Origin of the sequence: Candidatus Sodalis endolongispinus (assembly GCF_018777395.1) — a bacterium.
GTDB classification, from domain to species: domain Bacteria; phylum Pseudomonadota; class Gammaproteobacteria; order Enterobacterales; family Enterobacteriaceae; genus Sodalis_B; species Sodalis_B endolongispinus.
In genome coordinates, this window is the sequence record NZ_JAFJYC010000001.1 from 765,908 (window position 1) to 788,025 (window position 22,118).

The 22,118-nt window shown below is 58.4% G+C and carries 16 protein-coding genes, 4 pseudogenes and 1 riboswitch; of the genes and pseudogenes, 8 read left to right on the top strand and 12 right to left on the bottom strand.

The genetic code is table 11. The features are described 5' to 3' along the window. Positions 1-193 precede the first annotated feature (193 nt). The 5 genes and pseudogenes from parE to nudF all read right to left on the bottom strand — a co-directional run bounded on the left by parE (position 194) and on the right by nudF (position 4,677). Positions 194-2,089, bottom strand: a complete 1,896-nt coding sequence (gene parE, locus JZM24_RS03795) for a DNA topoisomerase IV subunit B (protein WP_215668614.1) — start codon at positions 2,087-2,089, stop codon at positions 194-196. A gap of 94 nt (positions 2,090-2,183) precedes the next feature. Next, on the bottom strand, positions 2,184-2,765 hold the full coding sequence (yqiA, locus tag JZM24_RS03800) for an esterase YqiA (protein WP_215668615.1): 582 nt from the start codon (positions 2,763-2,765) through the stop codon (positions 2,184-2,186). Further along, positions 2,765-3,592, bottom strand: a complete 828-nt coding sequence (gene cpdA / locus JZM24_RS03805; RefSeq protein WP_215668616.1) for a 3',5'-cyclic-AMP phosphodiesterase — start codon at positions 3,590-3,592, stop codon at positions 2,765-2,767. Before cpdA ends, yqiA begins: the two co-directional genes overlap by 1 nt. Before the next feature lie 27 nt (positions 3,593-3,619). Then, positions 3,620-4,042: a DUF1249 family protein gene (locus tag JZM24_RS03810; protein WP_215669994.1), complete on the bottom strand. Its 423-nt coding sequence runs from the start codon at positions 4,040-4,042 to the stop codon at positions 3,620-3,622. 2 nt (positions 4,043-4,044) lie between these two features. Then, positions 4,045-4,677, bottom strand: a pseudogene (gene nudF / locus JZM24_RS03815) (ADP-ribose diphosphatase). Positions 4,678-4,879: 202 nt separating this feature from the next. Between nudF and tolC the strand changes: the two are divergent. From tolC to JZM24_RS03830, 3 genes and pseudogenes are all read left to right on the top strand, one after another. Continuing rightward, a pseudogene (tolC, locus tag JZM24_RS03820) lies at positions 4,880-6,389 on the top strand (outer membrane channel protein TolC). A gap of 244 nt (positions 6,390-6,633) precedes the next feature. Next, positions 6,634-7,281, top strand: coding sequence for a DUF1190 family protein (locus JZM24_RS03825; protein WP_215668617.1), 648 nt, complete (start codon positions 6,634-6,636; stop codon positions 7,279-7,281). A gap of 6 nt (positions 7,282-7,287) precedes the next feature. Continuing rightward, positions 7,288-8,448 (top strand): glutathionylspermidine synthase family protein, encoded by a 1,161-nt coding sequence (locus JZM24_RS03830; RefSeq protein WP_215668618.1) that lies wholly within the window; start codon positions 7,288-7,290, stop codon positions 8,446-8,448. 38 nt (positions 8,449-8,486) lie between these two features. On the opposite strand, the gene ygiD is transcribed toward JZM24_RS03830, so the two are convergent. After that, complete coding sequence (ygiD, locus tag JZM24_RS03835) at positions 8,487-9,269, bottom strand: 4,5-DOPA-extradiol-dioxygenase (RefSeq protein WP_215668619.1); 783 nt, start codon at positions 9,267-9,269, stop codon at positions 8,487-8,489. A 129-nt stretch (positions 9,270-9,398) separates the two neighbouring features. Here ygiD and JZM24_RS03840 point away from each other — a divergent pair, with 129 nt between their 5' ends. Continuing rightward, positions 9,399-10,043: an NAD(P)H-binding protein gene (locus JZM24_RS03840; protein ID WP_215668620.1), complete on the top strand. Its 645-nt coding sequence runs from the start codon at positions 9,399-9,401 to the stop codon at positions 10,041-10,043. Positions 10,044-10,088: 45 nt separating this feature from the next. On the opposite strand, the gene ribB is transcribed toward JZM24_RS03840, so the two are convergent. After that, entirely contained in the window at positions 10,089-10,742 is a 654-nt protein-coding gene (ribB, locus tag JZM24_RS03845) for a 3,4-dihydroxy-2-butanone-4-phosphate synthase (RefSeq protein WP_215669995.1), read from the bottom strand. A gap of 110 nt (positions 10,743-10,852) precedes the next feature. Beyond that, positions 10,853-11,013: riboswitch (FMN riboswitch) on the bottom strand. 129 nt (positions 11,014-11,142) lie between these two features. On the opposite strand from ribB, the pseudogene ubiK reads away from it, so the two are divergent. Continuing rightward, positions 11,143-11,397, top strand: a pseudogene (gene ubiK / locus JZM24_RS03850) (ubiquinone biosynthesis accessory factor UbiK); the annotation flags it as partial. A 352-nt stretch (positions 11,398-11,749) separates the two neighbouring features. Here ubiK and hldE read toward each other — a convergent pair. The 3 genes and pseudogenes from hldE to JZM24_RS03865 all read right to left on the bottom strand — a co-directional run bounded on the left by hldE (position 11,750) and on the right by JZM24_RS03865 (position 17,523). Further along, positions 11,750-13,183 carry a bifunctional D-glycero-beta-D-manno-heptose-7-phosphate kinase/D-glycero-beta-D-manno-heptose 1-phosphate adenylyltransferase HldE gene (gene hldE / locus JZM24_RS03855; protein ID WP_215668621.1) on the bottom strand — a complete coding sequence of 478 codons (1,434 nt, stop codon included), beginning with the start codon at positions 13,181-13,183 and terminating at the stop codon, positions 11,750-11,752. Positions 13,184-13,459: 276 nt separating this feature from the next. Beyond that, positions 13,460-16,173 (bottom strand): annotated as a pseudogene (gene glnE, locus JZM24_RS03860) (bifunctional [glutamate--ammonia ligase]-adenylyl-L-tyrosine phosphorylase/[glutamate--ammonia-ligase] adenylyltransferase); the annotation flags it as partial. Positions 16,174-16,233: 60 nt separating this feature from the next. Beyond that, positions 16,234-17,523, bottom strand: a complete 1,290-nt coding sequence (locus tag JZM24_RS03865) for a CYTH domain-containing protein (RefSeq protein WP_215668622.1) — start codon at positions 17,521-17,523, stop codon at positions 16,234-16,236. A gap of 403 nt (positions 17,524-17,926) precedes the next feature. Here JZM24_RS03865 and JZM24_RS03870 point away from each other — a divergent pair, with 403 nt between their 5' ends. Beyond that, a complete protein-coding gene (locus JZM24_RS03870) occupies positions 17,927-18,544 on the top strand; it encodes a TIGR04211 family SH3 domain-containing protein (RefSeq protein WP_215669996.1) in 618 nt (205 codons plus the stop codon). 100 nt (positions 18,545-18,644) lie between these two features. Beyond that, positions 18,645-19,892, top strand: a complete 1,248-nt coding sequence (locus JZM24_RS03875) for a multifunctional CCA addition/repair protein (RefSeq protein ID WP_215668623.1) — start codon at positions 18,645-18,647, stop codon at positions 19,890-19,892. 169 nt (positions 19,893-20,061) lie between these two features. Here the strand turns inward: JZM24_RS03875 and bacA are convergent, their stop codons facing one another. Further along, positions 20,062-20,859, bottom strand: coding sequence for an undecaprenyl-diphosphate phosphatase (bacA, locus tag JZM24_RS03880; protein ID WP_312884993.1), 798 nt, complete (start codon positions 20,857-20,859; stop codon positions 20,062-20,064). Positions 20,860-21,023: 164 nt separating this feature from the next. Further along, entirely contained in the window at positions 21,024-21,383 is a 360-nt protein-coding gene (gene folB, locus JZM24_RS03885; RefSeq protein WP_215668624.1) for a bifunctional dihydroneopterin aldolase/7,8-dihydroneopterin epimerase, read from the bottom strand. 105 nt (positions 21,384-21,488) lie between these two features. Here folB and plsY point away from each other — a divergent pair, with 105 nt between their 5' ends. Continuing rightward, complete coding sequence (gene plsY, locus JZM24_RS03890) at positions 21,489-22,118, top strand: glycerol-3-phosphate 1-O-acyltransferase PlsY (protein WP_215668625.1); 630 nt, start codon at positions 21,489-21,491, stop codon at positions 22,116-22,118.

Consider the following 22,118-nt stretch of genomic DNA (forward strand, 5'->3'; position numbering starts at 1 on the left):
TAGCTTGGTGGCGTCTGGTAAATTGACGCCTGGGGGCATCGCCGACGCCTAGCGCTGGCGATGAGCGGCTCGTAAGTCGAAAGCATAACGCCAACAAAGCGGCTCGTAAGCATAACGCCATAGCGGCTCGCAAACATAACCTCAGAAAGCGGTAAGCCGCGGCGCATGAAGGGGGACGTCGGCTGCCGGTGGCTCAGACCTCGATTTCCGCTTCGTCGCCCTTTTCCTGCAGCCAATTGCGGCGGTCTTCCGAGCGTTTTTTCGCCAGCAGCATATCCATCATCGCCAGCGTCTGCTGCACATCGTCAGCGCCGACCGTTAACTGCACCAACCGACGGGTATTGGGATCGAGCGTCGTTTCGCGCAACTGTAGCGGGTTCATTTCGCCCAGCCCTTTAAAGCGCTGCACGTTAGGCTTGCCCTTTTTGCGCTTCAATTGCTCCAGCACACCGGTTTTTTCTTCCTCATCAAGGGCGTAATAGACCTCTTTGCCCAAATCGATACGATAGAGCGGCGGCATCGCCACATAAACGTGCCCCTCTTCCACCAGCTTGCGGAAGTGTTGCATAAACAAAGCGCACAGCAGCGTGGCGATATGCAGGCCATCGGAATCGGCATCCGCCAGGATGCAGATTTTACCGTACCGCAGCTGGCTTAAATCGTTGCTATCGGGATCGATACCTAGCGCCACCGAGATATCGTGCACTTCCTGGGAGGCCAGCACTTCATCGGAAGACACCTCCCAGGTATTGAGGATTTTCCCCTTTAGCGGCATGATCGCCTGATATTCGCGATCGCGCGCCTGCTTGGCGGACCCGCCCGCCGAATCCCCTTCCACCAGGAACAGTTCCGTACGCGCCAGATCCTGGGCGGTACAATCGGCCAACTTGCCCGGCAGCGCCGGCCCGCTGGTCAGCTTTTTACGCACCACCTTTTTTGCCGCGCGCAGGCGCCGCTGAGCGCTGGCGATCGCCAGCTCCACCAGTTGCTCAGCCACCTGTATGTTCTGGTTCAGCCACAAAATGAAGGCATCTTTCACCACGCCGGAAACAAAGGCGGCGCTTTGCCGCGACGACAAGCGCTCTTTGGTCTGGCCGGCGAACTGCGGATCTTGCATTTTCACCGAGAGCACATAGGCGCAGCGCTCCCAAATGTCGTCCGCCGACAGCTTGACGCCACGGGGCAAAATATTACGGTACTCGCAAAACTCACGCATCGCGTCCAGCAACCCCTGACGCAGCCCGTTAACGTGGGTACCGCCTTGGGGCGTGGGGATCAGGTTGACATAGCTTTCGGTCAGCAATTCCCCCCCTTCCGGCAGCCACAATAGCGCCCAGTCCACCGTTTCGGTATCGCCGCTCACCGCGCCGACAAAGGGCGTCTCGGGCAACGTGATAAGCCAGTTGATCGCTTCATTCAGGTAATCGGTCAGACCCGCCTGATAGCACCAGCGCTGCTCGGTATTATTGACCCGATCCTGAAACACGATTTCCACGCCGGGGCACAGTACCGCCTTCGCTTTCAGCAAATGGGTCAGGCGTGACACCGAGAAGCGGGGACTGTCGAAAAAGCGCTCGTCCGGCCAGAAATGCACGCTGGTACCGGTGTTGCGCTTGGGACAAGTGCCGACCACGCTCAAGTCTTCGACTTTATCACCGTTTTCAAACGCGATGCGGTAGACACTGCCGTTACGGCGCACCGACACCTCGACCCGGGTCGACAGGGCGTTGACCACTGAGATACCGACGCCGTGCAGGCCGCCGGAAAATTGATAGTTTTTATTGGAGAACTTACCGCCGGTATGCAGCCGGCACAGGATCAATTCCACCGCCGGTACGCCCTCTTCGGGGTGAATATCCACCGGCATACCGCGACCGTCGTCGGTGACTTCCAGCGACTGATCGGGGTGCAAAATCACATCAATGCGCCTGGCGTGGCCGGCAAGCGCCTCGTCGACGCTGTTATCGATGACTTCCTGTCCTAGATGATTGGGCCGCGAGGTATCGGTGTACATCCCTGGACGGCGGCGGACCGGTTCCAGTCCGCTCAGTACTTCTATCGCGTCGGCGTTATAGCTTGATTGAGTCATGGCTTAAATCATATTTCGTGACAAATTGTTGGAGAGCCTACCGCAAAGTCCGGCCTTCGGGAAGCAGATATTCTGTGCGGTGACGTTTGTGGCCTCACCCGATGGTAAGCCCAAAAAAATGCACGATAGAAGAGAAATAATGGTCGAAACCCACAAACGCATGATTACCGCCGGACTCGACGGTCTGGCGACAGTGAGTGTAGTAGGCCACCGCCTGGCGATAATCGAGGATCTCATCGCCGCTTTGCGCCAGCAGCCAGATAAGATCCGGCGACTCCAGCACGTCGACCTGCATCACTTTCAAATCATAGATGTGCCGGGGCGCCAGAACATATTTCTCGCCGGTGAATGGGTTCAGGTTTTCCCCCAGATAGCCCGTGAGCAGTTCAAACGGCCGCACCGCCGGATTGACCACCACCGCCGGCAATAGAAAGGATTGTGACAGCCAGGTGTCGAAATAACCGCCGAGGGACGAGCCCACCAGCCACAGCGTTTCCCCGGCCCGCTCCATCACCAGCGTCTCCATCATTTCCGCCGCCTCGGTGGGATAGACCGGCAACTGCGGCACCAGCAGCTCAATCTCGGGATGATGGCGCGCCAGACAGGCACCGAGAGCGGTGTCCTTGGCAGACAATGGGGAACTATTGAAGCCGTGGAGATACAGCAGCGTCGCCATCAGTAGCCTTCGTAATCGGTGTCGGGCTGGTGTTCAGTCCCGTCCATCCGGCGCACTTCGGTCTGGAGCAGGCCGTCCGGCAGCAGGTCGAGATAGCGCCAGCCGGGACCGAGGGTATCGATGGTAAAATTGGTGCAATGCGGTTTGAACTGCACGCAGGTGGACGGTGTCGCCAGCACGCGCCGGCCCAGCCAATCAACGTCCAGTTCCTGATGAATATGGCCGCACAGCAGGGTGTTCACCCGCGGATGCGGCTGCAACACGTCCGCCAGCATATGGGCGTTACGCAGGCTATGCTGGTCAAGCCAGATACAGCCGGAGGGGAATGGATGATGATGCAATAGCAGCAGCGTATGGCGCTCAGGCTGGCCTGCCAACGCCTGCGCCAGCCATTCCAGCTGATAATCACTCAGTTCACCGTGGGGCACGCCGTAGACCTGGCTGTCCAGCAGCAACAATTGCCACTCGTCGCCGATTAACACTTGTTTGGCGCAGGACATCCCGCACTCCGCCAACACATCGACCATCGCCGGCTGAAAATCATGATTGCCCGGCAGCCAGACGCAGGGCGCGGGCAGGCGGGCTATCCCGGTGGCGAAATGCCGATAAGCCTGCGGCGAGTGATCCTGCGCCAGATCGCCCGTGGCGACCACCAAATCAAAATGCCGCTGTTCAGCCTGTACCGCCTTCAGCACCGCGCTGTAGCTGCGAAACGTATTCACCCCGAGCAACGTCTCGTCCTCACCCGCAAACAGGTGAGTATCGGTGATTTGTAAAATCCTGATATTGGCCCCATGCGCCACAGGAAGTTTCAACAGGCTTTCCAAAGATTGTCCTTGGTTATCGAAATCTGCCTAACAAACAGGAACCGACATGGCACCATACGCCAAACAATAGCGTAGCCAGTCCGCAAGGAACTGGTTGATTTGATGTTTCTCATCACGTTGATGTAACTTTTTATTCTGATAATCATAACGCGCTTTGAAGCGAGAGATCTGCTGACTGGAACACACTTCCGCAACCATGGCGTCATGATAGAGTCTGACGGTCATCGATGGCAGGCTCCAGTAGCTGGCGACCGGCGCGGTATGAGTGATGGCCACAAGCGTTGTATAGCGTGTGGACTCCTGGATGGTCAGCCGGTAGCTGGCGCCATGCACCTGATAGGCGACGGTTTCATCCACCTGATTTATCGGCGGCGGCAGCCGGCGCAGCTGGGCGAAGTTGGTTTCGCACAACCGCATCATTTCAGGAAAATCGGGCGTGTAGCGCTTTATCATTAATCGGCCCACTCTTTTCTCAAGGATTCATGGTGTAATGCCAGCCATTGCAGGGCAATGACAGAGGCGGCGTTTTCGATCACTCCCTCCTCCACCCAGCGGTACGCTTGTTCGCGGCTCACCGCATGGAGACGGATATCTTCATTTTCTTCCACCAGTCCATGGATACCCTGGGCTTTCAGCGCGTCCACTTCCCCCACCATGACTGTTAAACGTTCACTGGTGCCGCCAGGACTGGCCAGATAGCTCAGCATCCGTTTGCAGTGGCCCACCGTGAGCCCCGTTTCCTCCATCGCTTCGCGTCGGGCTACCTGCTCCAGCGTTTCCCCTGGCTCAATCATACCGGCGAACAGCTCCAGCAGCCAGGGTGTTGGGCTGCTGTCATAAGCGGCGATACGGATTTGCTCCAATAATATCACCTGATCACGCCGCGCATCATAGGGTAATAGGACGACCGCATGTCCGCGCTCGAAAATTTACCGGGTCACCATCTGGCTCATGCCGCCATTAAACAGCCGGTGACGGAAGTGGTAAAGCTCCATCTTGAAAAAGCCGTTATACAACGTCTCACGGGAAAGCATTTCAACATCATCACGGCCAAATGTCACCGGCGTGACAAAAGAAGAGGTCATCATAGCGCTCCTATTGGCAATTAACGCCGTCAACCGGCCCGATAAATCAGTCTGCCGGAAACTGACGGTTTATGATAGATTTTGTAAAAAGCGCCGGCATGGCACGTTAAGCCACCTATTCCGTCCGGCAGTATCTTCTAGAATTAGCCACAATTTTTTGTAGCGCTACCCTAGCAATTTTGCTGTTTCAAAAGGAATGCAAATGAAGAAACTTCTCCCCCTCCTTATTGGACTGAGTCTCGGTGGCTTCAGTGCAATGAGTCAGGCAGAAAATCTGCTACAGGTGTATCAGCAGGCAAGGCTATCCAACCCGGATTTACGCCGTTCCGCCGCCGATCGCGATGCAGCCTTTGAAAAGATCAATGAAGAGTGCGCCCCGCTGCTGCCTCAATTGGGTTTGGGAGCAGATTATACCTATACACAGGGTTTTCGCGACAACCGTGATATCAACTCCAATGCGTCAAGCGCCGCACTGAAGTTAACCCAGACCATTTTCGATATGTCCAAATGGCGTGCCCTGACCCTCCAGGAAAAAACGGCTGGTATTCAGGATGTCTCGTATCAAACGGACCAGCAATCGTTAATTCTCAATACCGCTACCGCTTATTTTAACGTATTGAACGCCATTGATACACTGTCATATACCGAGGCGCAGAAGCAGGCGCTTTATCGCCAGTTGGACCAAACTACCCAACGCTTTAATGTCGGTCTGGTGGCCATTACGGATGTGCAGAATGCGCGTTCGGATTATGACACCGTTCTGGCGTCGGAAGTCAGCGCCCGCAACGAGCTGGACAATGCGTTGGAAGCGCTGCGCCAGATTACCGGCATGGAATATCCGCAGTTGGCGACGCTAAATATTGCGAGCTTCAAGACCCAACGTCCCGATGTGATAACCAGCCTGTTGAAAGAAGCTGAAAACCGTAATCTCAACCTGTTATCGGCACGCTGCAGCAGGATTTGGCGCGTGAGATCAGGCCGGCCATTTGCCGACTTTAGATCTTAACGCCTCGTCAACGGTCAGCAATACCGACTACAATGGCTCGCGCAACGATCCTGTGAGCAATCCCAATAGTCATATCGGCGGCAACGCTATCGGCCTGAGTCTGAACCTGACTCTTTACAGCGGCGGGTCCGTCACCTCCCAAGTGAAGCAGGCGCAGTACAATTTTGTTAGCGCCAGCGAACAGCTGGAAAGCGCGCACCGCTCGATGGTTATGACCCTGCGTTCATCGTTTAATAACATCTCCGCTTCCATCAGCAGTATTGCCGCCTATGAACAGGCGGTGGTGTCGGCGCAAAGCTCCCTGGACGCGTCGGAAGCCGGTTATCAGGTGGGCACCCGCACTATCGTTGACGTGTTGAATGCCACCACAACGCTTTATGATCGCAAGCGGGATCTCTCCCAAGAGCGTTATCAATACCTTAACAATCAACTGTCCCTGAAATCTGCCCTTGGCACGTTAAACGAAACGGATTTGGTGACGTTAAATAATACGCTCGGTAAAACAGTGCCGACCGATCCGCAGACGGTAGCGCCGGAAAATGCTTCTTAGGACGCCCGTGCCGATGGCTCCGACACGCCGCGTAGCACCAATCCCGCGCGCAATAGTGCTGCGCAAACGGCCGTCCAGCCGCGCGCTGCCAGCGTGACAACCGCGCCAGCCACCGGCACCGGTCGCGCTAGCGGACGTAATCATTTCCAGCAATAAGTCATTTCCCGGCTGCCATGGAGTATCTTTGCTTTCGTTTCCCCTGTCGGTCGCGGGTGCCTCTTGTTGCCCGTCATTGTCCGCGGGGACGATAACAGGGAAGTGTATAACTACGTAAAGATGCCGGCCGCAATCCGCCCATGCTTCATTTTTCACCGTTTTTCCCCTATTCTACAGTGACTTTCTCTGGGTCGAGCCTAATACTAATTAAGCAGGATAATCATGAAACTTAAGCAGGATAATCATGAAACGCACGCAAAAGATTAATCACGCCAGCTTTCGCAAGCACTGGCGCGCTTACTGTATGGCGCCCGTCGCTCTGGCCGTCGGTGCCGTTTTTGTACTGGCCGGCTGTGAAAAAAGCGACGACAACGTTTCGCTATACATGAACAGCGACGATTGCACCAGCGCCAATCCCTCCCTGGGCGAACAGTGCACCACCGCGTACAACACCGCACAGCAGGAAGCGGTGAAAACCGCACCCAAATACGCTTCGCGTGCCGACTGCGTGGCGGAGTTTGGCGAAGATCAATGTACGCAGGTCCCGGCGCAGGCCGGCATGGCGGCGGAGTCGCAGCACAGCGGCAGGATGTGGATGCCGCTGATGGCGGGCTATATGATGGGTCGCATGATGGGCGGCGGATATGCACAGCAGCCGCTGTTTACCTCGCGCGCCGCGAATAGTCCGGCGCGCGGCCAGTTTGTCGACGCCAGCGGCCGCAACTACGGGGCAGCCACCAGCGGCCGCTCGATGACGGTGCCCAAAACCGCTCTGGCGCCCAAACCGGCGACTACGCAGACCATTACCCGCGGCGGTTTCGGCGAGACCGTCGCCAAGCAGAACGCCCTGCGCAGCAGCAGCGCCACCCCTCACCGCTCCATGGGTGGCTAACGGGACATGAAACGAGTCACTATCGACGAACGACCAAACTGGCGGGAGAAAGCCACCGAATACGGCTTCAATTTTCATACCCTGTACGGCGAACCCTATTGGTGTGAAGAGGCTTACTATCAGTTTACCTTGGCGCAAATCGAGACGCTGGAGCAGGCCACCGCCGACCTGCATCAGATGTGTTTACAGGTGGTGGAAAAGGTGGTGGCCAGCGATGAGCTGATGACCAAATTCCGTATCCCCCGCCACACTTGGTTGGTCGTTCGCAACGCCTGGCAAACGCGTCAGCCGTCGCTGTATTCGCGGCTGGATTTGGTTTATGACGGCCATAATCCGCCCAAATTGCTGGAAAATAATGCCGATACGCCGACCTCGCTGTACGAAGCGGCGTTCTTTCAGTGGATCTGGCTGGAAGATCAGATTAACGCCGGTAAGCTCTCGGCCAATGCCGATCAATACAACAGCCTGCAGGAGAAGCTTATTGCCCGCTTCGCTGAACTTCAGTCGCAGCACGGTTTCAGCCTGCTGCACCTGGCCTGCTGCCAGGATACCGAAGAAGATCGCGGCACGGTGCAGTATCTGCAGGATTGCGCCACGGAATCCGGCTTGCCCAATACGTTTCTGTATATTGAGGAGCTGGGGCTGGGAGAGAAAGGCCAATTCACCGATATGCAAGATCAGGTCATCAGCAATCTGTTCAAGCTCTATCCGTGGGAATTCATGCTGCGCGAGATATTCTCTACCAAGCTGGAGGATGCCGGCGTGCGCTGGCTCGAGCCGGCCTGGAAGTGCATTTTGTCCAACAAAGCGCTGCTGCCGATGCTCTGGCAGATGTTTCCTGACCATCCCAACCTGCTGCCGGCCTATTTTGCCGAAGACAACTACCCGCCGATGGACAATTATGTGGTGAAACCGCTGTTTTCCCGCGAGGGCGCCAACGTGCGCGTCTTCGAGCAGGGACGCGAAACCGCGCGGGTAGACGGCCCTTATGGCGAGGAAGGCTCGATCGTACAGGCGTTTTGCCCGCTGCCACGCTTTGGCGACAGCTATACGGTTATCGGCAGCTGGCTGGTTAACGATGAGCCCTGCGGCATCGGCCTGCGCGAAGACCGGCAAATTATTACCCAGGATCTATCTCGCTTTTATCCCCACATCATTCTTGATTGATTTTTGCCCCGGCAGCGCGGTGACGCCGCGCCGCCGTCTTAGCCAACCTGTACCGACAGCATACTGATGGAGCCCAGCGTGATACCGTCCACGGGCACCGAGACGGGTTCATCATCTATCCGGCTGCCCAACACATAGAGCAGCGGCAAAAAATGCTCCGGCGAGGGATTGGCCAGCGCTGCATCCTGGTGCTGTTGATAAGCAATCAAGGGATGCGGTTCCCCTTGCGCTATGAAATTCTCGCGCACAAACTGATTGAATGACGTTGCCCACGGGTAGGGTTCGTCATTGTCCTGCCAGCGTACCGTGCGTAGGTTATGCACCACATTGCCACTGGCCACCAGCATCACACCTTCATCGCGCAGCGCGGCCAGTTTTCTCCCGAGGGCGTAATGATAGGCGGCATCGCGCGTCGCGTCGATGCTGAGTTGCACCACTGGAATATCCGCCTCGGGATACATTTTAATTAACACGCCCCAGCTGCCGTGATCCAATCCCCATTCGTCGATGTCGGCCTGCACCGGTACCGGTGCCAATAGGGACTGCACCCGCTGCGCCAGCGCCGGCGAACCGGGGGCCGGGTAACGTTGGTCGAACAGCGCCTGGGGAAAACCACCAAAATCATGCACGGTGCGCGGTTGCGCCATGGCGGTCACGGCGGTGCCCTGCCGGTACCAATGGGCCGAAATAGCTAATATCGCCTCCGGCCGCGGCAGCGTCTGACCCAGTTGCCGCCAGCTACGGGTATAGCGGTTGTCTTCCAGTACGTTCATCGGACTGCCGTGGCCGAGGAAAAGGGCGGGCATGCGTGTGCTACTCATCGTCTATCCTTATTCATTGTGCGTCGCTTGCGGCGGCTGATGGCATCACATTACCCCTTTTCGCTCTGCAATGAACCGATATAACCATGATGAAGATAATCAGGAAAATTGAATAACCGAGGCCAACAAATGAAAACAGCATTGCTCTTTGGCGCCAGCGGATTAGTGGGCGGTCACCTGCTGTCCACCTTGCTGCGCCATTCCGCCTACCGGCAGGTGATTGCGGTGGTAAGGCGCGAGCTGCCGCTGCGCCATCCGCAGTTGAAACAGCTTATCGGAGATATCGCCACGCTGCCCGCACAGGCGGCCGCGCTGGCGGCGGAGGATTTGTTTATCGCCCTCGGCACCACGCGCAAAAACAGCCCTGACCCGCGGGACTACTACCGTATTGATAACGACTATCCGCTGCTGGCGGCGCGGCTGGCGCTTGAGCATGGCGCGCGCTCAATCTCGCTGGTGTCATCAATGGGGGCCAGCGTCAGCGCTTACGCATCCTATTTGCGCATAAAAGGGGAAACCGAGCGGGATATCATCGCCCTGCACGCCGCCCGGACGCACATTTTTCGACCCGGCATGATTTTAGGCGGGCGGCGAGAGCACCGCCCGTTGGAGAAGGGGCTAAATCTGGTCTGGCGACGGTTAAACCCTGTATTGCGGGGACGGGCGGAAAAATACCGCGCTATTACGGCGGCGGATATCGCCGTGGCGATGGTTACCGCCGCTCAGCGCTCTAGTGGCGAAGTGAATATTTGCACTTGGTCGGAGATGCAGTAATTGGTGCGGGATGCCGGCTAATATCTCGCCGGATCCGCCGGGATGTTAGCTTACTTCGCGCGTCATGGCACGACGATAGACCACCAAATCCTCAATGGTCAGTACCGGCATGTGGTGATGCCGGCCAAAGGCCACTATTTCCGTGGCATGCGCCATGGAACCATCATCATTAGTCACTTCGCACAGTACGCCCGCCGGTTTCAGGCCGGCGAGGGTGGTCAAATCCACCGCCGCTTCGGTATGGCCGCCGCGCACCAGCACGCCGCCCGGCTGCGCGCGCAGCGGGAAGACATGCCCAGGGTGGTTGAGATCGGTGGGTTTGGCATTATCTTTGATGGCGGCCAGAATCGTCGTCAGGCGATCGGCGGCGGAAACCCCGGTGCTAACACCTTCAGCCGCTTCGATGGTGACGGTAAACGCCGTCTGATAATGACTGCTGTTACGTTCCACCATCATTGGCAGCGCCAGCTGCTGGCGGCGTTCTTCAGTCAGGCACAGACAGACAATACCGCTGCCGTGACGGATGGTCAGCGCCATCTGCTCAACGGTCATGTTCTCTGCGGCGAATATCATATCGCCTTCATTTTCACGATCTTCATCGTCCAGTACCAGCACCCCGCGGCCATTGCGCAGCGCCTCCAGCGCGTTTTCCACGCGTTGGGACGGGGAACCGAATTCGAAAAGAAGCGTCTGATTCATGGTAAGTAAAACCTCATAATCGTTATGGATTACCAGAATCAGGGCAGACTTATGGGCGGCCGCGAACGGGCCAAATAATAACGATAGCGGGCCGTAGCCCACCTGGACGTCGTTACTCTCTCCCATCCGGACTATAACCGTCGGCCCCGGAATTACACCGGATCTGCTGACCTCAGACTGCAAGGCAATCTGAGCGCTCGCGGGCTTCCTGTGCAATACTTTAGCCAGGTTTGCCGCCGGTGGGGAATTGCACCCCGCCCTGAGAATAAGCAGAAATACTATAGCGCCAACCTGCAGCCGAGGCAATTAGCAAACGCATAATTTCGATGAATGCTTTTGTTTCCACTCAGGTGAAACAGGCATTACACTCAACCCATTCTGAAAAGTTAGGGAACCGACGATGATTGATCCAAAGAAACTTGAACAGCTTGCCCGCCAGGTGCAGGAGTCGCTGCCGAAAGGCATCCGCGATCTGGGCGACGACGTGGAGAAAAAGATCCGTCAGGTGCTGCAAAACCAGTTCAGCCGTATGGACCTGGTCAGCCGCGAGGAATTTGACGTTCAGACTCAGGTGCTGTTACGCACCCGGGAAAAATTGAGCCAGTTGGAACTGCGCCTGAATGCGCTGGAAACCATGCCGAAAAGCGACCCGGGCATCAGCCCGGCGGCGCCTGCCGGCGGCGCATCGTCAGCGGCAGGAACACCGGTGGTGGGAGATAAGCCCGCGGGCGTGAACGGCGTAGATGACACTACCAGCATTTCCCCCGCCGATCGCACCGCGCCGAAGACCGGCGCCCCGGGTGACAAACCGGTTAAAGACACCTTCAAAAAGCTATAACCGCCGCTACCGCTTACTGACGTCAGCCGCGGGCATTATCGCCCGCGCGTCACTCACCTCAGCGGGCGCGACGCATCCACGCACTCGGTTGACCTGGCCTGGGGTGGCGCATCACCGCCATCAGACAACCGATCGCCAGCGGGCGCGGCCTTTCCCATTAGCCTACAGCCTAACCCCGTTCACCGCGCTTGATGGCGTTGATGATATTGGTGGTGGAACCGCCGTATTCAAAATTCAGCACCAGCACATCCCCGCTGTTATCCCAGACCTCCTTGCTGCCGGCGATCTGGTGCGGCTGATAATCGCCGCCTTTAACCAACACATCCGGCAGCACATCGGCAATGAGCCGCTGCGGCGTATCTTCGCTGAAAGGCACTACCCAATCGACCGCCTCCAGCGCCGCCAGAACGGTCATACGCTGCGCCAGGGGATTTACCGGACGGCTTTCCCCTTTCAGGCGCTTCGTGGACTCATCACTGTTCACCGCCACGATAAGCCGATCGCCCAACCGACGGGCATTAGCGAGATAGCTGACGTGACCCGCGTGCAGGATATCGAAAATACCGTTGGTCATGACCACTTTTTCGCCGCGATGACGCGCCAGCGCCACCGCCTGCTTAAGCTCGCTTTCGGTCATGACGCCAAAGCCCGTTTCGGAGCGGCCGCGGATGGCGTTCTCAAGCTCAATCGGGCTAACGGTAGAGGTGCCCAATTTCCCGACCACCACCCCTGCGGCGGCGTTGGCTAGAAAACAGGATTCCTCCAGACTGTTACCGGCGGCCAGTGCGGCGCCCAGCACGCCGATAACCGTATCGCCGGCGCCGGTGACGTCGTAAACTTCCTGCGCCTGCGTCGGTAAATGCAGCGGGTCCTTGCCCGGCTGCAACAGCGTCATCCCCTGTTCCGAACGGGTAATCAGCAGCGCCGACAGTTGGTAATCGGCAATAAGTTCCATGCCGCGGTTCACCAGCGTTTCCTCATCCTTGCAAGACCCGGCTACCGCTTCAAATTCTGACAAATTCGGGGTCAGCAGCGTTGCGCCCCGATAACGGCCAAAGTCCGTGCCTTTGGGATCGACAAGCACCGGCACGCCGGCGGCGCGCGCCAGCGTGATCATCTCGCGCACGCGCGCCAGCGCGCCCTTGGCATAATCGGATAGCACCAGCGCGCCGGTTTTTGGCAGCGCCAGTTGAATACGCTCTAGTATGGGGGCGGCGTCAACATCGTCGAAACCCTGCTCGAAATCGAGGCGGATCAACTGCTGATTACGCGATAATACCCGCAGTTTGGTAATAGTGGTATGGGTCGCGACGGCGACAAAATCGCAAGTCACCTCCACTTCACTGAGTCGCGCGCCCAAGGCGCGGGCGGCATCATCAATGCCGGTGAGGCCGACCAGACGCGAATGGCAACCCAGCGCGGCAATATTCATCGCGACGTTAGCGGCGCCACCGGGACGCTCCTCGATGGCATCCACTTTTACGATAGGCACCGGCGCTTCCGGTGAGATCCGGCTGGTGTGGCCGTACCAGTATCGGTCCAACATCACATCGCCCACGACCAGCACGCCCGCCCGGCGGAAATCAGGCAAGGTCACTTTCATCCACTCGCTCCAAAGAGATCCTGTTCAAGGGTCGGGATCATATCACAGGCGGGGAAAATTCGCCCCCTGCGGCGCCGGCTTCCACCCGTTAAAGGTGCCCCCAGCGCTCACGTGAACCCTTCCGGTGGCAAACCCCGAGGCTAATTCTGACCAGCGGGCACGCCACCTTTGCAGACCTTATACCTGCGCCGCTCAATCAAGCCACTGACGCCAGCAGCGGACAATCAAAGCGCGCTCGCGGGCAAACTGCGCTTCCGGCACCCGGCCGGGCAACGCTTGCCGCGCCAGATGGTGCAGCGTATCGCGCAGGGTGGTGTAGCTTGCGCGTAGCCCATCCGCATCGTCGCCGTCCATTATCCCCTCCCTGGCCATCAGCTCGAACAGACGGACATTATCCGACCAGCGCGTCAGTTCAGGCTTTTCTGCGGCGTAGCGCAGCACCAGATACTGCGCCAGAAACTCGATATCGGTAATACCCCCACTCGTCGGTTTTGATATCGAAAACATCAGCCTGCTTGCTGGCCAGGTGCTGACGCATTTTGGCGCGCATCTCGCTAACCTCCCGGCGCAGCGTAGCGGGATCGCGCGGTAGACACAGCAAGCGACGGCGAATGGCGTTGAAGCCGTCGTGCAGTTCTGAGGAGCCATACACCATCCGCGCGCGCACCAGCGCCTGATGTTCCCAGGTCCAGGCCTCATTACGCTGATAGTCCTCGAACGCGGAGAGCGTACTTACCAGCATCCCAGCGGCGCCGGATGGCCGCAGTCGGGCGTTCACTTCATACAAAACCCCCGCCTGGGTCCGGGTGCTGAACAGATGCATCACCCGCTGCGCCAGCCGCAAATAAAACTGCCGTCCGTCGATGACGCGCGGTCCATCGGTCACGGCGTCATCAGGACACTGATGCAAAAACACCAAATCCAGATCGGAGCTGTAGCCTAACTCCCAGCCTCCCAATTTACCGTAGCCGATGACCGCAAAGCCGGCGTCCTGCCCGTCATGCATATGTGAGGGCAGGCCGTGGCGCGCGACCATCGATTTCCACGCCTGCTGGATGACGGCGTGGATCATGGCTTCCGCCAGATAGGTCAAGTGATCGCTGACCTTCATCACCGGCAACACGCCGGCAATATCGGCGGCCGCAATCCGCAACTGTTGCGCCTGCTTGAATTGCCGCAGCGCCTCCAGTTGTTGCTCCTCATCCTCTTCGGGCACCCGCAGCAGATATTGGCGCAGCTCGTCGCCATAGGCCGCCTGCGCCGGGGGGTGATAAAGGGTCGCGGGATCGAGCAATTCGTCCAGCAGCAGCGGATGCCGAGCCAATTGGCTGGCGATCATCGGCGAGGCGGCGCACAGACGAGTCAAGTGCCCCAGCGCGCCGGGGTACTCCAGTAACAGCTCAAGGTAGGTGGTACGAGAGACGATACTCAGCAACACTGGCGCCAGACGAGCAAACGCCTCGTCCGCCCCGTCCCGTTCGCCGATATGCGCCAGCAGCCGCGGCATCAGTGCGTCCAGCACTTCCAGTCCCCGCGGGACTAGCGTGCGTTTGGCGACATCGCGGCGGAAATCGGCGACATACTGCGCCAGACGCGGCCAGGGCAAGCCTTCGCCGTCAGCCTCTGTTGTTTGCGACATCGGCTCCTGCCACAGCGCGGCCGCCGGGCCGGGCACGTCGTTATCTTCAGCGTCGGGGGCATCGTCGCCAATAAGCTCATCGAACACCGCCCTGACCGCTTGCATGTGGGCGTCCAGCGTGCGGGTGAGCTGCGGCCAGTCCGCCTCGTCCATTCCCCAGGCCAGACGCGCCTGATTGAGCGGGTCGGCAGGCAAGGTTTGCGTCTGCTGATCATTGATGCCCTGCAACAAATTTTCCAACCGTCGCAGGTAGAGGTAGGCCGCACTCAGACGGGCGCTTTGCGCCGGCGTGAGCAGGCCAAGCGCGCCGATAGTCTCAAGCGTCAGCAATAAGGCGCGCGACTGCAGACGCGGCTCGCGGCCGCCGCGAATCAATTGAAACACCTGAGCGATAAACTCTATCTCACGGATCCCGCCGGCGCCCAGTTTGATATTGTCCTTTAAGGCGCGCCGCCGGACCTCGCGGGCGCTCATCTGTTTCATATTGCGCAGCGACTGGATAACGCTAAAGTCAATGTAGCGGCGATAGATAAATGGACGCAGCATGCTGCGCAATTCCTGGCTATAGGGATCGCCATCGCCGCCCATCAGCCGCGCTTTGATCATCGCATAGCGTTCCCAATCCCTGCCCTGTTCTTGATAATAATCCTCCAGCGCGGCGAAGCTCAGCACCAGTGGCACTGTCGCCGAACGGCCGCAGCCGCATGTCGACCCGGTAAACAAAGCCATCCTACGTCGGCTGGTCGAGCGCCTTAATCAGCCGCTGACCGAGGCGGGTAAAAAACTGGGCGTTATCCAGCTGGCGGCGGCCGCCGCAGGTAAAACCGTTTTCGGGGTAGGCGAAAATCAAATCGATATCGGAGGAAAAATTCAGCTCCCCGCCGCCCAGTTTCCCCATGCCCAGGATCAGCAGCGGCTGTGGCTTGCCGTTTGCATTGCAGGGGGTGCCCCATTCGCGGCAACACGCCTGCCACAGCCAGTCGCGCGCGGCAATAATCAAGGTCTCCGCCAACTGGCTTAACTGGGTCAGGGTTTCACGGGTATCACACAGGCCGAGAATTTGCGCCCAGCCGATACGCACCAGCGTGCGGCGCCGGAACCAGCGCAGCTCGCGCATCAGCGCGGATTCATCGTCCACCGCCGCCAGCCGGGCGGCCAGCAGCGCGGCATAATCACGCCACTCGCCGGGTTGCGTCACCAGCGCCTGCTGCCACGCCGGATGGCTATGCAGCGTATCGCTGATGAAATCACTCAGCGCCAGCAGGGTTGCATCGTCAGCCGGCGCCGGTAAACCGGTCGCCGACTGTTGCCCTTGCTTTTGCAGAAGCGGCGGTAAAGGTCGCGTATTCATGGTCAATACTCCCTGGAGACAAACATGGCTCGCCGGCGGATTGTCAACACCATGTTCTGGCTATTTAAGCCAGAACCCCACCTGCGACAACGCCTGACGCCGCAAATGTTCCCTGTCATCGGATCCTGGCTGTACGATAGACTGATGCAGCGCTGTCCAATGCATCAGATAGGCCACCACCTCAGTCGGACGATAGGCGCCGGACAAGACATGAAATGCCATAAGCTGGCGCGCCAGCCGCGGCAACTGCTGCAAGTATTCTTCATGGGAAAGCGTACGGCCAAACGCGACCTTCAATTCCGCGCCGCAGCGCGCAAGCGTCATATCGGCGAATTGCCGGTAGGCGCCGGCGAGCTTCTTGCGCGCATCCTCATCGGCGGTGTTCTGCCACGCGCTAAACACCAGCCAGGAAGTCAACGCCAGCTTGGTGCGCAGATAGACGGGCTGATAACAGATCACCTGCTGACTCGCCTGTTCAGCGCCGATCAACGGCACGATATCCGCCAGCAGCCCGCGCAGCGCGGCAGTGGCTTTGCGGCTGACCAGATTCCCCATCACGCGGAAGGTTTCACGTATCAGCGTGATGCCCTCAAGCACGCCGGTCTTGGCCTGCGCCAGCCCGCGCAACCAGAGCTCCTCATTATATTGCCAATGATCCAGCGCCAGATGCAGCGCCGCGCTCATGCCCTCCTCCACCGTCGCCTGCGCGGCGGGATTAAGCAGTGGCCGAATGGCGCGCGGGAGATTTCCTTGCTGGAGATGATAACCGCGCGCGGCTTTACTCGGGCTGCCCAGACGAAGGCCGCCGGCATCGTTCAGCGTGCCGGCGAAGGCGAAGAGATCGCGGGCATTCCCGCTCAGCAATTCCATTTCCAGCTCGCAAATTGGCTCATGCAGCGCGCCGGCACTCACCTCGCCCCGATCCAGCGCCAGCTCGATCTCGCTTTCATCCTGCCTCACCCGCCATTTCTCGCGGGCGAAATCGGTGGTGAACAGCGGCTTGAGCCGCGATTGCAGCGCGGCGGGATCAAGCTCAGGCGGCCATGCCTGTGCCGGTAACCGGGTGAGATCCAGCGTTGGCCCCGGCAGCGGCACATTGAATTCCGGATGCTGATGCAAGCCGCCTATGACCTGACCGGCGGTTTTCATCGTCATCTCATATTGCCCGTTCACCTGACGAATGCGTAACCCTATGCCGTGGCGGCGCAAATCAAAGCCATCCGTCTCAAAATAGGTATTGGTCAATTGCCGGAGCGCATGACCGTCATGGCCCATTGCCGATAACCGCTGCCGCAACGCGGGCAACACCTCGGGCTGAACGATAAATTTTAACTCGATTTCTTCATTCATAGTGTTTTATGGCCATACCGGTAAAATTCATTGACGCTTAAGCCATCCCTGGTGGCGACTTATCGCTTAAGATGGCAAGTGTTAACGCCTAATCATGGCCTTAATGGACAAAACGGACAAGCCCAACGGCACTTTTCGTGTGACCAGGGGTCCAAAGATCTCATTACTTTTGACGCGTTTTGTCATTTTCGACCCTCCCAGCCGCCGACGGCGACGCAGAGGGTTCGCCGCGCCTGTATCCGCGCGGCGCCGGCCCGTAGATGCCGGCATCATCGGGTGGTGGGGGCAGCAACGGATTTGCGCTCCGTCCGAGAGTAAGAGTGTTCTCATTTCGGACCCGACGTTGCGTCGTCAAACTGAAGCCACTATTATCGTGCAACATTTGCCTAAAAATGACGGAATAATGCTGAAATTAAGCCATATTTACTTCGTCGCGGTCGGTTTGGGCCTCGCCTGCGCCGCCGACGCCGACGAGCCACGTTATGTTTCCGACACCCTGCTGACCTATATCCACAGCGGTCCGGGTAATCAATACCGCATTGTCGGCACATTGAATTCCGGCGACGCCGTTACGCTTCTCGGCCAGAATGACGACACCGGCTTCGCCCAGATACGCGACGAAAAGGGGCGCACCGCTTGGATCCCACAAGATCAGCTAAGCGCTCAGCCCAGTTTGCGCACCCGGGTGCCGGCGCTGGAGCAGCAGGTTCAGGAGCTGACGCAAAAGCTCAATACCATCGACGCCAGCTGGAATCAGCGCACCGCCGACATGCAGCAAAAAGTGGCCACCAGCGACGGTGTGATAAACGATCTCAAAGAACAGAATCAAGCGCTGAAGGATCAACTTTCGACCGCACAGAAAAAGGTCAATGCGGCGGTCCAGCTCGACGACAAACAGCGCACCATTATCATGCAGTGGTTCATGTATGGCGGCGGTGTGGCTGGCTTTGGCCTGCTGCTGGGTCTGCTGCTGCCCCATATCATTCCCCGGCGTAAAAAAGACAACCGCTGGATGAACTGAGCCGCCCCCGACACGGGCGGCGGTGAATCGTACGCGAGATACGGCTACACTTAATGAACGGTACCGATAAAGGCAACACCGGCTTTGCCAGGAGGGAATTGTGAAAAAATATCTGGTCGGCGGCGCCGTGCGTGACGGTCTGTTACAGCTCCCTGTCAAGGAACGGGATTGGGTGGTGGTCGGCGCAACGCCGCAGGAGATGCTCGCGCAATGTTATCAGCAGGTCGGCAAGGATTTTCCGGTTTTTCTTCATCCCGAAAGCCGCGAGGAGTATGCGCTGGCACGTACGGAGCGCAAATCCGGTCATGGCTATACCGGCTTCATCTGCTACGCCTCGCCGGAAGTCACGCTGGAAGAGGATCTGCGCCGCCGCGATCTCACCATTAATGCCATCGCCCGCGACGACGATGGTAACCTGATTGATCCCTATCAGGGACAGCAGGATCTCCGTCAGCGCTGGTTACGCCATGTCTCCGATGCCTTCGGCGAAGACCCGCTGCGGGTACTGCGGGTCGCCCGTTTTGCCGCGCGTTTCGCCCATTTGAATTTCCGCATCGCGCCGGAAACGATGGCGTTGATGCGGCAAATGACCGACGAGCTGCCGCTGCTGGCGCCTGAGCGGGTCTGGAAAGAGACGGAGCGGGCGCTGGCAACCCGCAACCCGCAGGTCTATTTTCAAGTCCTGCGCGACTGCGGCGCGTTAAAAGCGCTGTTCCCCGAGATAGACGCGTTGTTTGGCGTCCCGGCGCCGGCGAAATGGCACCCGGAAATCGATACCGGCATCCACACTTTGATGACGGTGGCGATGGCGGCCCGGCTGACGGACGATATCGCGGTACGCTTCGCCACGCTTTGCCACGATGTGGGCAAGGCGCTCACCCCGCGCGAGCTGTGGCCCAGCCACCACGGCCACGGCCCGGCGGGGGTGAAGGTGGTGGAAACGCTGTGCCAGCGCCTGAAGGTGCCCAACCCATTGCGCGATCTGGCTACGATTGTGGCCCGCTACCATGACCTGCTGCACGGTGCCCAGAGCCTGACGCCAAAGACACTGATAAAATTGTTTAGCGCCATTGATGTCTGGCGCCGACCGGCGCGCCTGGAGCAGATGATCCTCGCCAGCGAAACCGACGCCCGTGGCCGTACCGGTTTTGAGAACCATGCCTACCCGCAGGGGGATTTTCTGCGCGATGCGTTCCGCGTAGCCAGTTCAGTCAGCGCGCGCGAGGTGATGGCGGCGGGATTTAGCGGCGCGCACATCGGCGAGGAGCTCAACCGCCGACGCCAGCAGGCGATGAGCAGTTGGAAGCGACAGCAAGAGAACAGCGATACCGAGACCATACAGGACTGACCGTTACCCTACCGCGTACCGTGCGTCAGATACTGCAAATGCTGTCAGAGATACCCTAACAATGGCGCCGGGCGGATAACGCTCAGCGGCCCGCGCACGGCCCCGTCCCCTGCCCTGCGGCTATCGCCCCCCGCCGCGGCGCTGCAAAAACAGCCAGTTAGTCAGCCAATCAGCCAATCAAAATCCAATACACCACCGCCGCCAGAATAAAGCGGTAAATGGCAAACGGCACGAACGAAATACGCTTAATAATTTGCACAAAGAATTTGATAGCCAGCAGCGCCACCACAAAGGCGGTAACGAAGCCGATAGCGAACATTGGAAAATCCTGCCAGGCGAGAAACGGCAGGCTTTTGTACAGATCCAGCACCGTCGCGCCCAGCATCATCGGCACCGCCAGGATAAAGGAGAACTCCGATGCGGCGTAACGGCTAACGCCGACCAGCAAGCCGCCGCTGATGGTGGCGCCGGAGCGGTAAAAGCCCGGCCACAGCGCTAGACACTGGAAACAGCCAATGAGAAACGCCTGCAGATAAGTCAAATCGTCGATGCCCGCCGCGCGCGGCACATTGGGCTTCAGCCATTCCCCCGCCAGCAATAGCACACCGCCAACCACCAGGGCATACATCACGTAAATCGGGGCAAAAATGGCTTTGATTTGCTCGTGAAACACCAGCCCCAGCACCACCGCCGGGATCATGCCCAGAAAAATACGACCGAGACGCAGGCGACCGCTGCCGATCCCCTCGTGAGGCACCTGGCCAAAATGGATACCGATAAGACCAAACAGCCGCCGCCAAAACACCACCACCACCGCCAGAATTGAGCCCAGCTGGATGATGACCTCAAAGGTCTTGGCTTTATCATCCGTAAAACCAAGCAGGCTACCGACCAATATCATATGTCCCGTAGAAGAAGCTGGCAGAAATTCCGTTAACCCTTCCACCACCCCCAGAATGAACGCGATAACTCACTCGTGCATATCTGCCATACAACGTTTCCCTCAAAGTCATGACAATAAAAAAGCGGCGGTATGTAAACAGACCAGCCGCTAAATCTCCCGCAAATTGAGACAAACATACGGTAATTTGGTTGCAATCGCATGGCTAAATGATTACCGCTGCGCTATTTTCAGACTTTTCGCCGCCCGCGCTCAATGATAACGCCGACGGTGGCCGCGTGCGGCACCGCGCCGGGCTTACCGATTTTGATGCGTATCCAGGGCAGTTTGAACTGAGTCATCAGCCGCTCCGCCGTCTCCTCGGCGACACGCTCCACCAGTGCGAAACGCTTGCCGCTCACCAGCGACAGCACGGCGTCGGTGACGTCAGCATAGCTCAGGCAGTCGGCGACATCATCGCTACGCGCCGCCGGGCGGTTGTCCCAGCCCATTTCCAGGTCGAACACCAATTTCTGCAACCGTTGCTGTTCCCAGTCATAGACGCCTATCACCGCCATTACCGTTAATTGCTCAATAAATATAATGTCCATGTGCCATACTCGGTTTTTGTGGCTATCGGATACCACTTCCTCGGGAATATGCGTATTATCAACAGATAGCGAAATAAAACGAATGTTGATGAATGGAATGTGGTTATGAATGCTATCGCGATTGGCATGATAATCTTCGCCTACTTATGCGGTTCAGTCTCCAGCGCGATTCTACTCTGCAGGCTCGCCCGCCTGCCCGATCCCCGCACCAGCGGCTCCGGCAATCCCGGCGCCACCAACGTGCTGCGGCTTGGCGGCAAGCTGGCGGCCGCGGGCGTAATGGTTTTCGATCTCCTCAAGGTGATGCTCCCGGTGTGGATTGGCTACGGCCTCGGCCTGCCGCCGTTCTGGCTGGGTCTGGTGGCCATCGCCGCCTGTCTTGGCCATATTTACCCGGTTTTCTTCCATTTTCGCGGCGGTAAAGGGGTCGCTACCGCGCTGGGGGCCATTGCGCCCATTGGCTATGATCTGTCCGGCCTGATGATAGGTACCTGGCTTTTGACGGTGCTGCTCTCCGGTTATTCTTCTCTGGGGGCTATCGTCAGCGCCCTGATCGCCCCCTTCTACGTCTGGTGGTTCAAGCCGCAGTTCACCTTCCCGGTGGCGATGCTTTCCTGTCTGGTGCTCCTGCGCCACCACGACAATATTCAGCGCCTCTGGCGCGGTCAGGAAAGCCGCATCTGGCGTCGCCGGCAAAAAGACCGGGATATCGACCGGCAACAAAGCAAGAATTGA

Coding starts and splice junctions, on each gene's coding strand:
- JZM24_RS03830 (WP_215668618.1), top strand. CDS start 7,288: ATGAAACGAGTCACTATCGACGAACGACCAAACTGGCGGGAGAAAGCC.
- parE (WP_215668614.1), bottom strand. CDS start 2,089: ATGACTCAATCAAGCTATAACGCCGACGCGATAGAAGTACTGAGCGGA.
- JZM24_RS03825 (WP_215668617.1), top strand. CDS start 6,634: ATGAAACGCACGCAAAAGATTAATCACGCCAGCTTTCGCAAGCACTGG.
- ygiD (WP_215668619.1), bottom strand. CDS start 9,269: ATGAGTAGCACACGCATGCCCGCCCTTTTCCTCGGCCACGGCAGTCCG.
- plsY (WP_215668625.1), top strand. CDS start 21,489: ATGAATGCTATCGCGATTGGCATGATAATCTTCGCCTACTTATGCGGT.
- JZM24_RS03870 (WP_215669996.1), top strand. CDS start 17,927: ATGCTGAAATTAAGCCATATTTACTTCGTCGCGGTCGGTTTGGGCCTC.
- yqiA (WP_215668615.1), bottom strand. CDS start 2,765: ATGGCGACGCTGCTGTATCTCCACGGCTTCAATAGTTCCCCATTGTCT.
- hldE (WP_215668621.1), bottom strand. CDS start 13,183: ATGAAAGTGACCTTGCCTGATTTCCGCCGGGCGGGCGTGCTGGTCGTG.
- JZM24_RS03865 (WP_215668622.1), bottom strand. CDS start 17,523: ATGAATGAAGAAATCGAGTTAAAATTTATCGTTCAGCCCGAGGTGTTG.
- folB (WP_215668624.1), bottom strand. CDS start 21,383: ATGGACATTATATTTATTGAGCAATTAACGGTAATGGCGGTGATAGGC.
- JZM24_RS03840 (WP_215668620.1), top strand. CDS start 9,399: ATGAAAACAGCATTGCTCTTTGGCGCCAGCGGATTAGTGGGCGGTCAC.
- ribB (WP_215669995.1), bottom strand. CDS start 10,742: ATGAATCAGACGCTTCTTTTCGAATTCGGTTCCCCGTCCCAACGCGTG.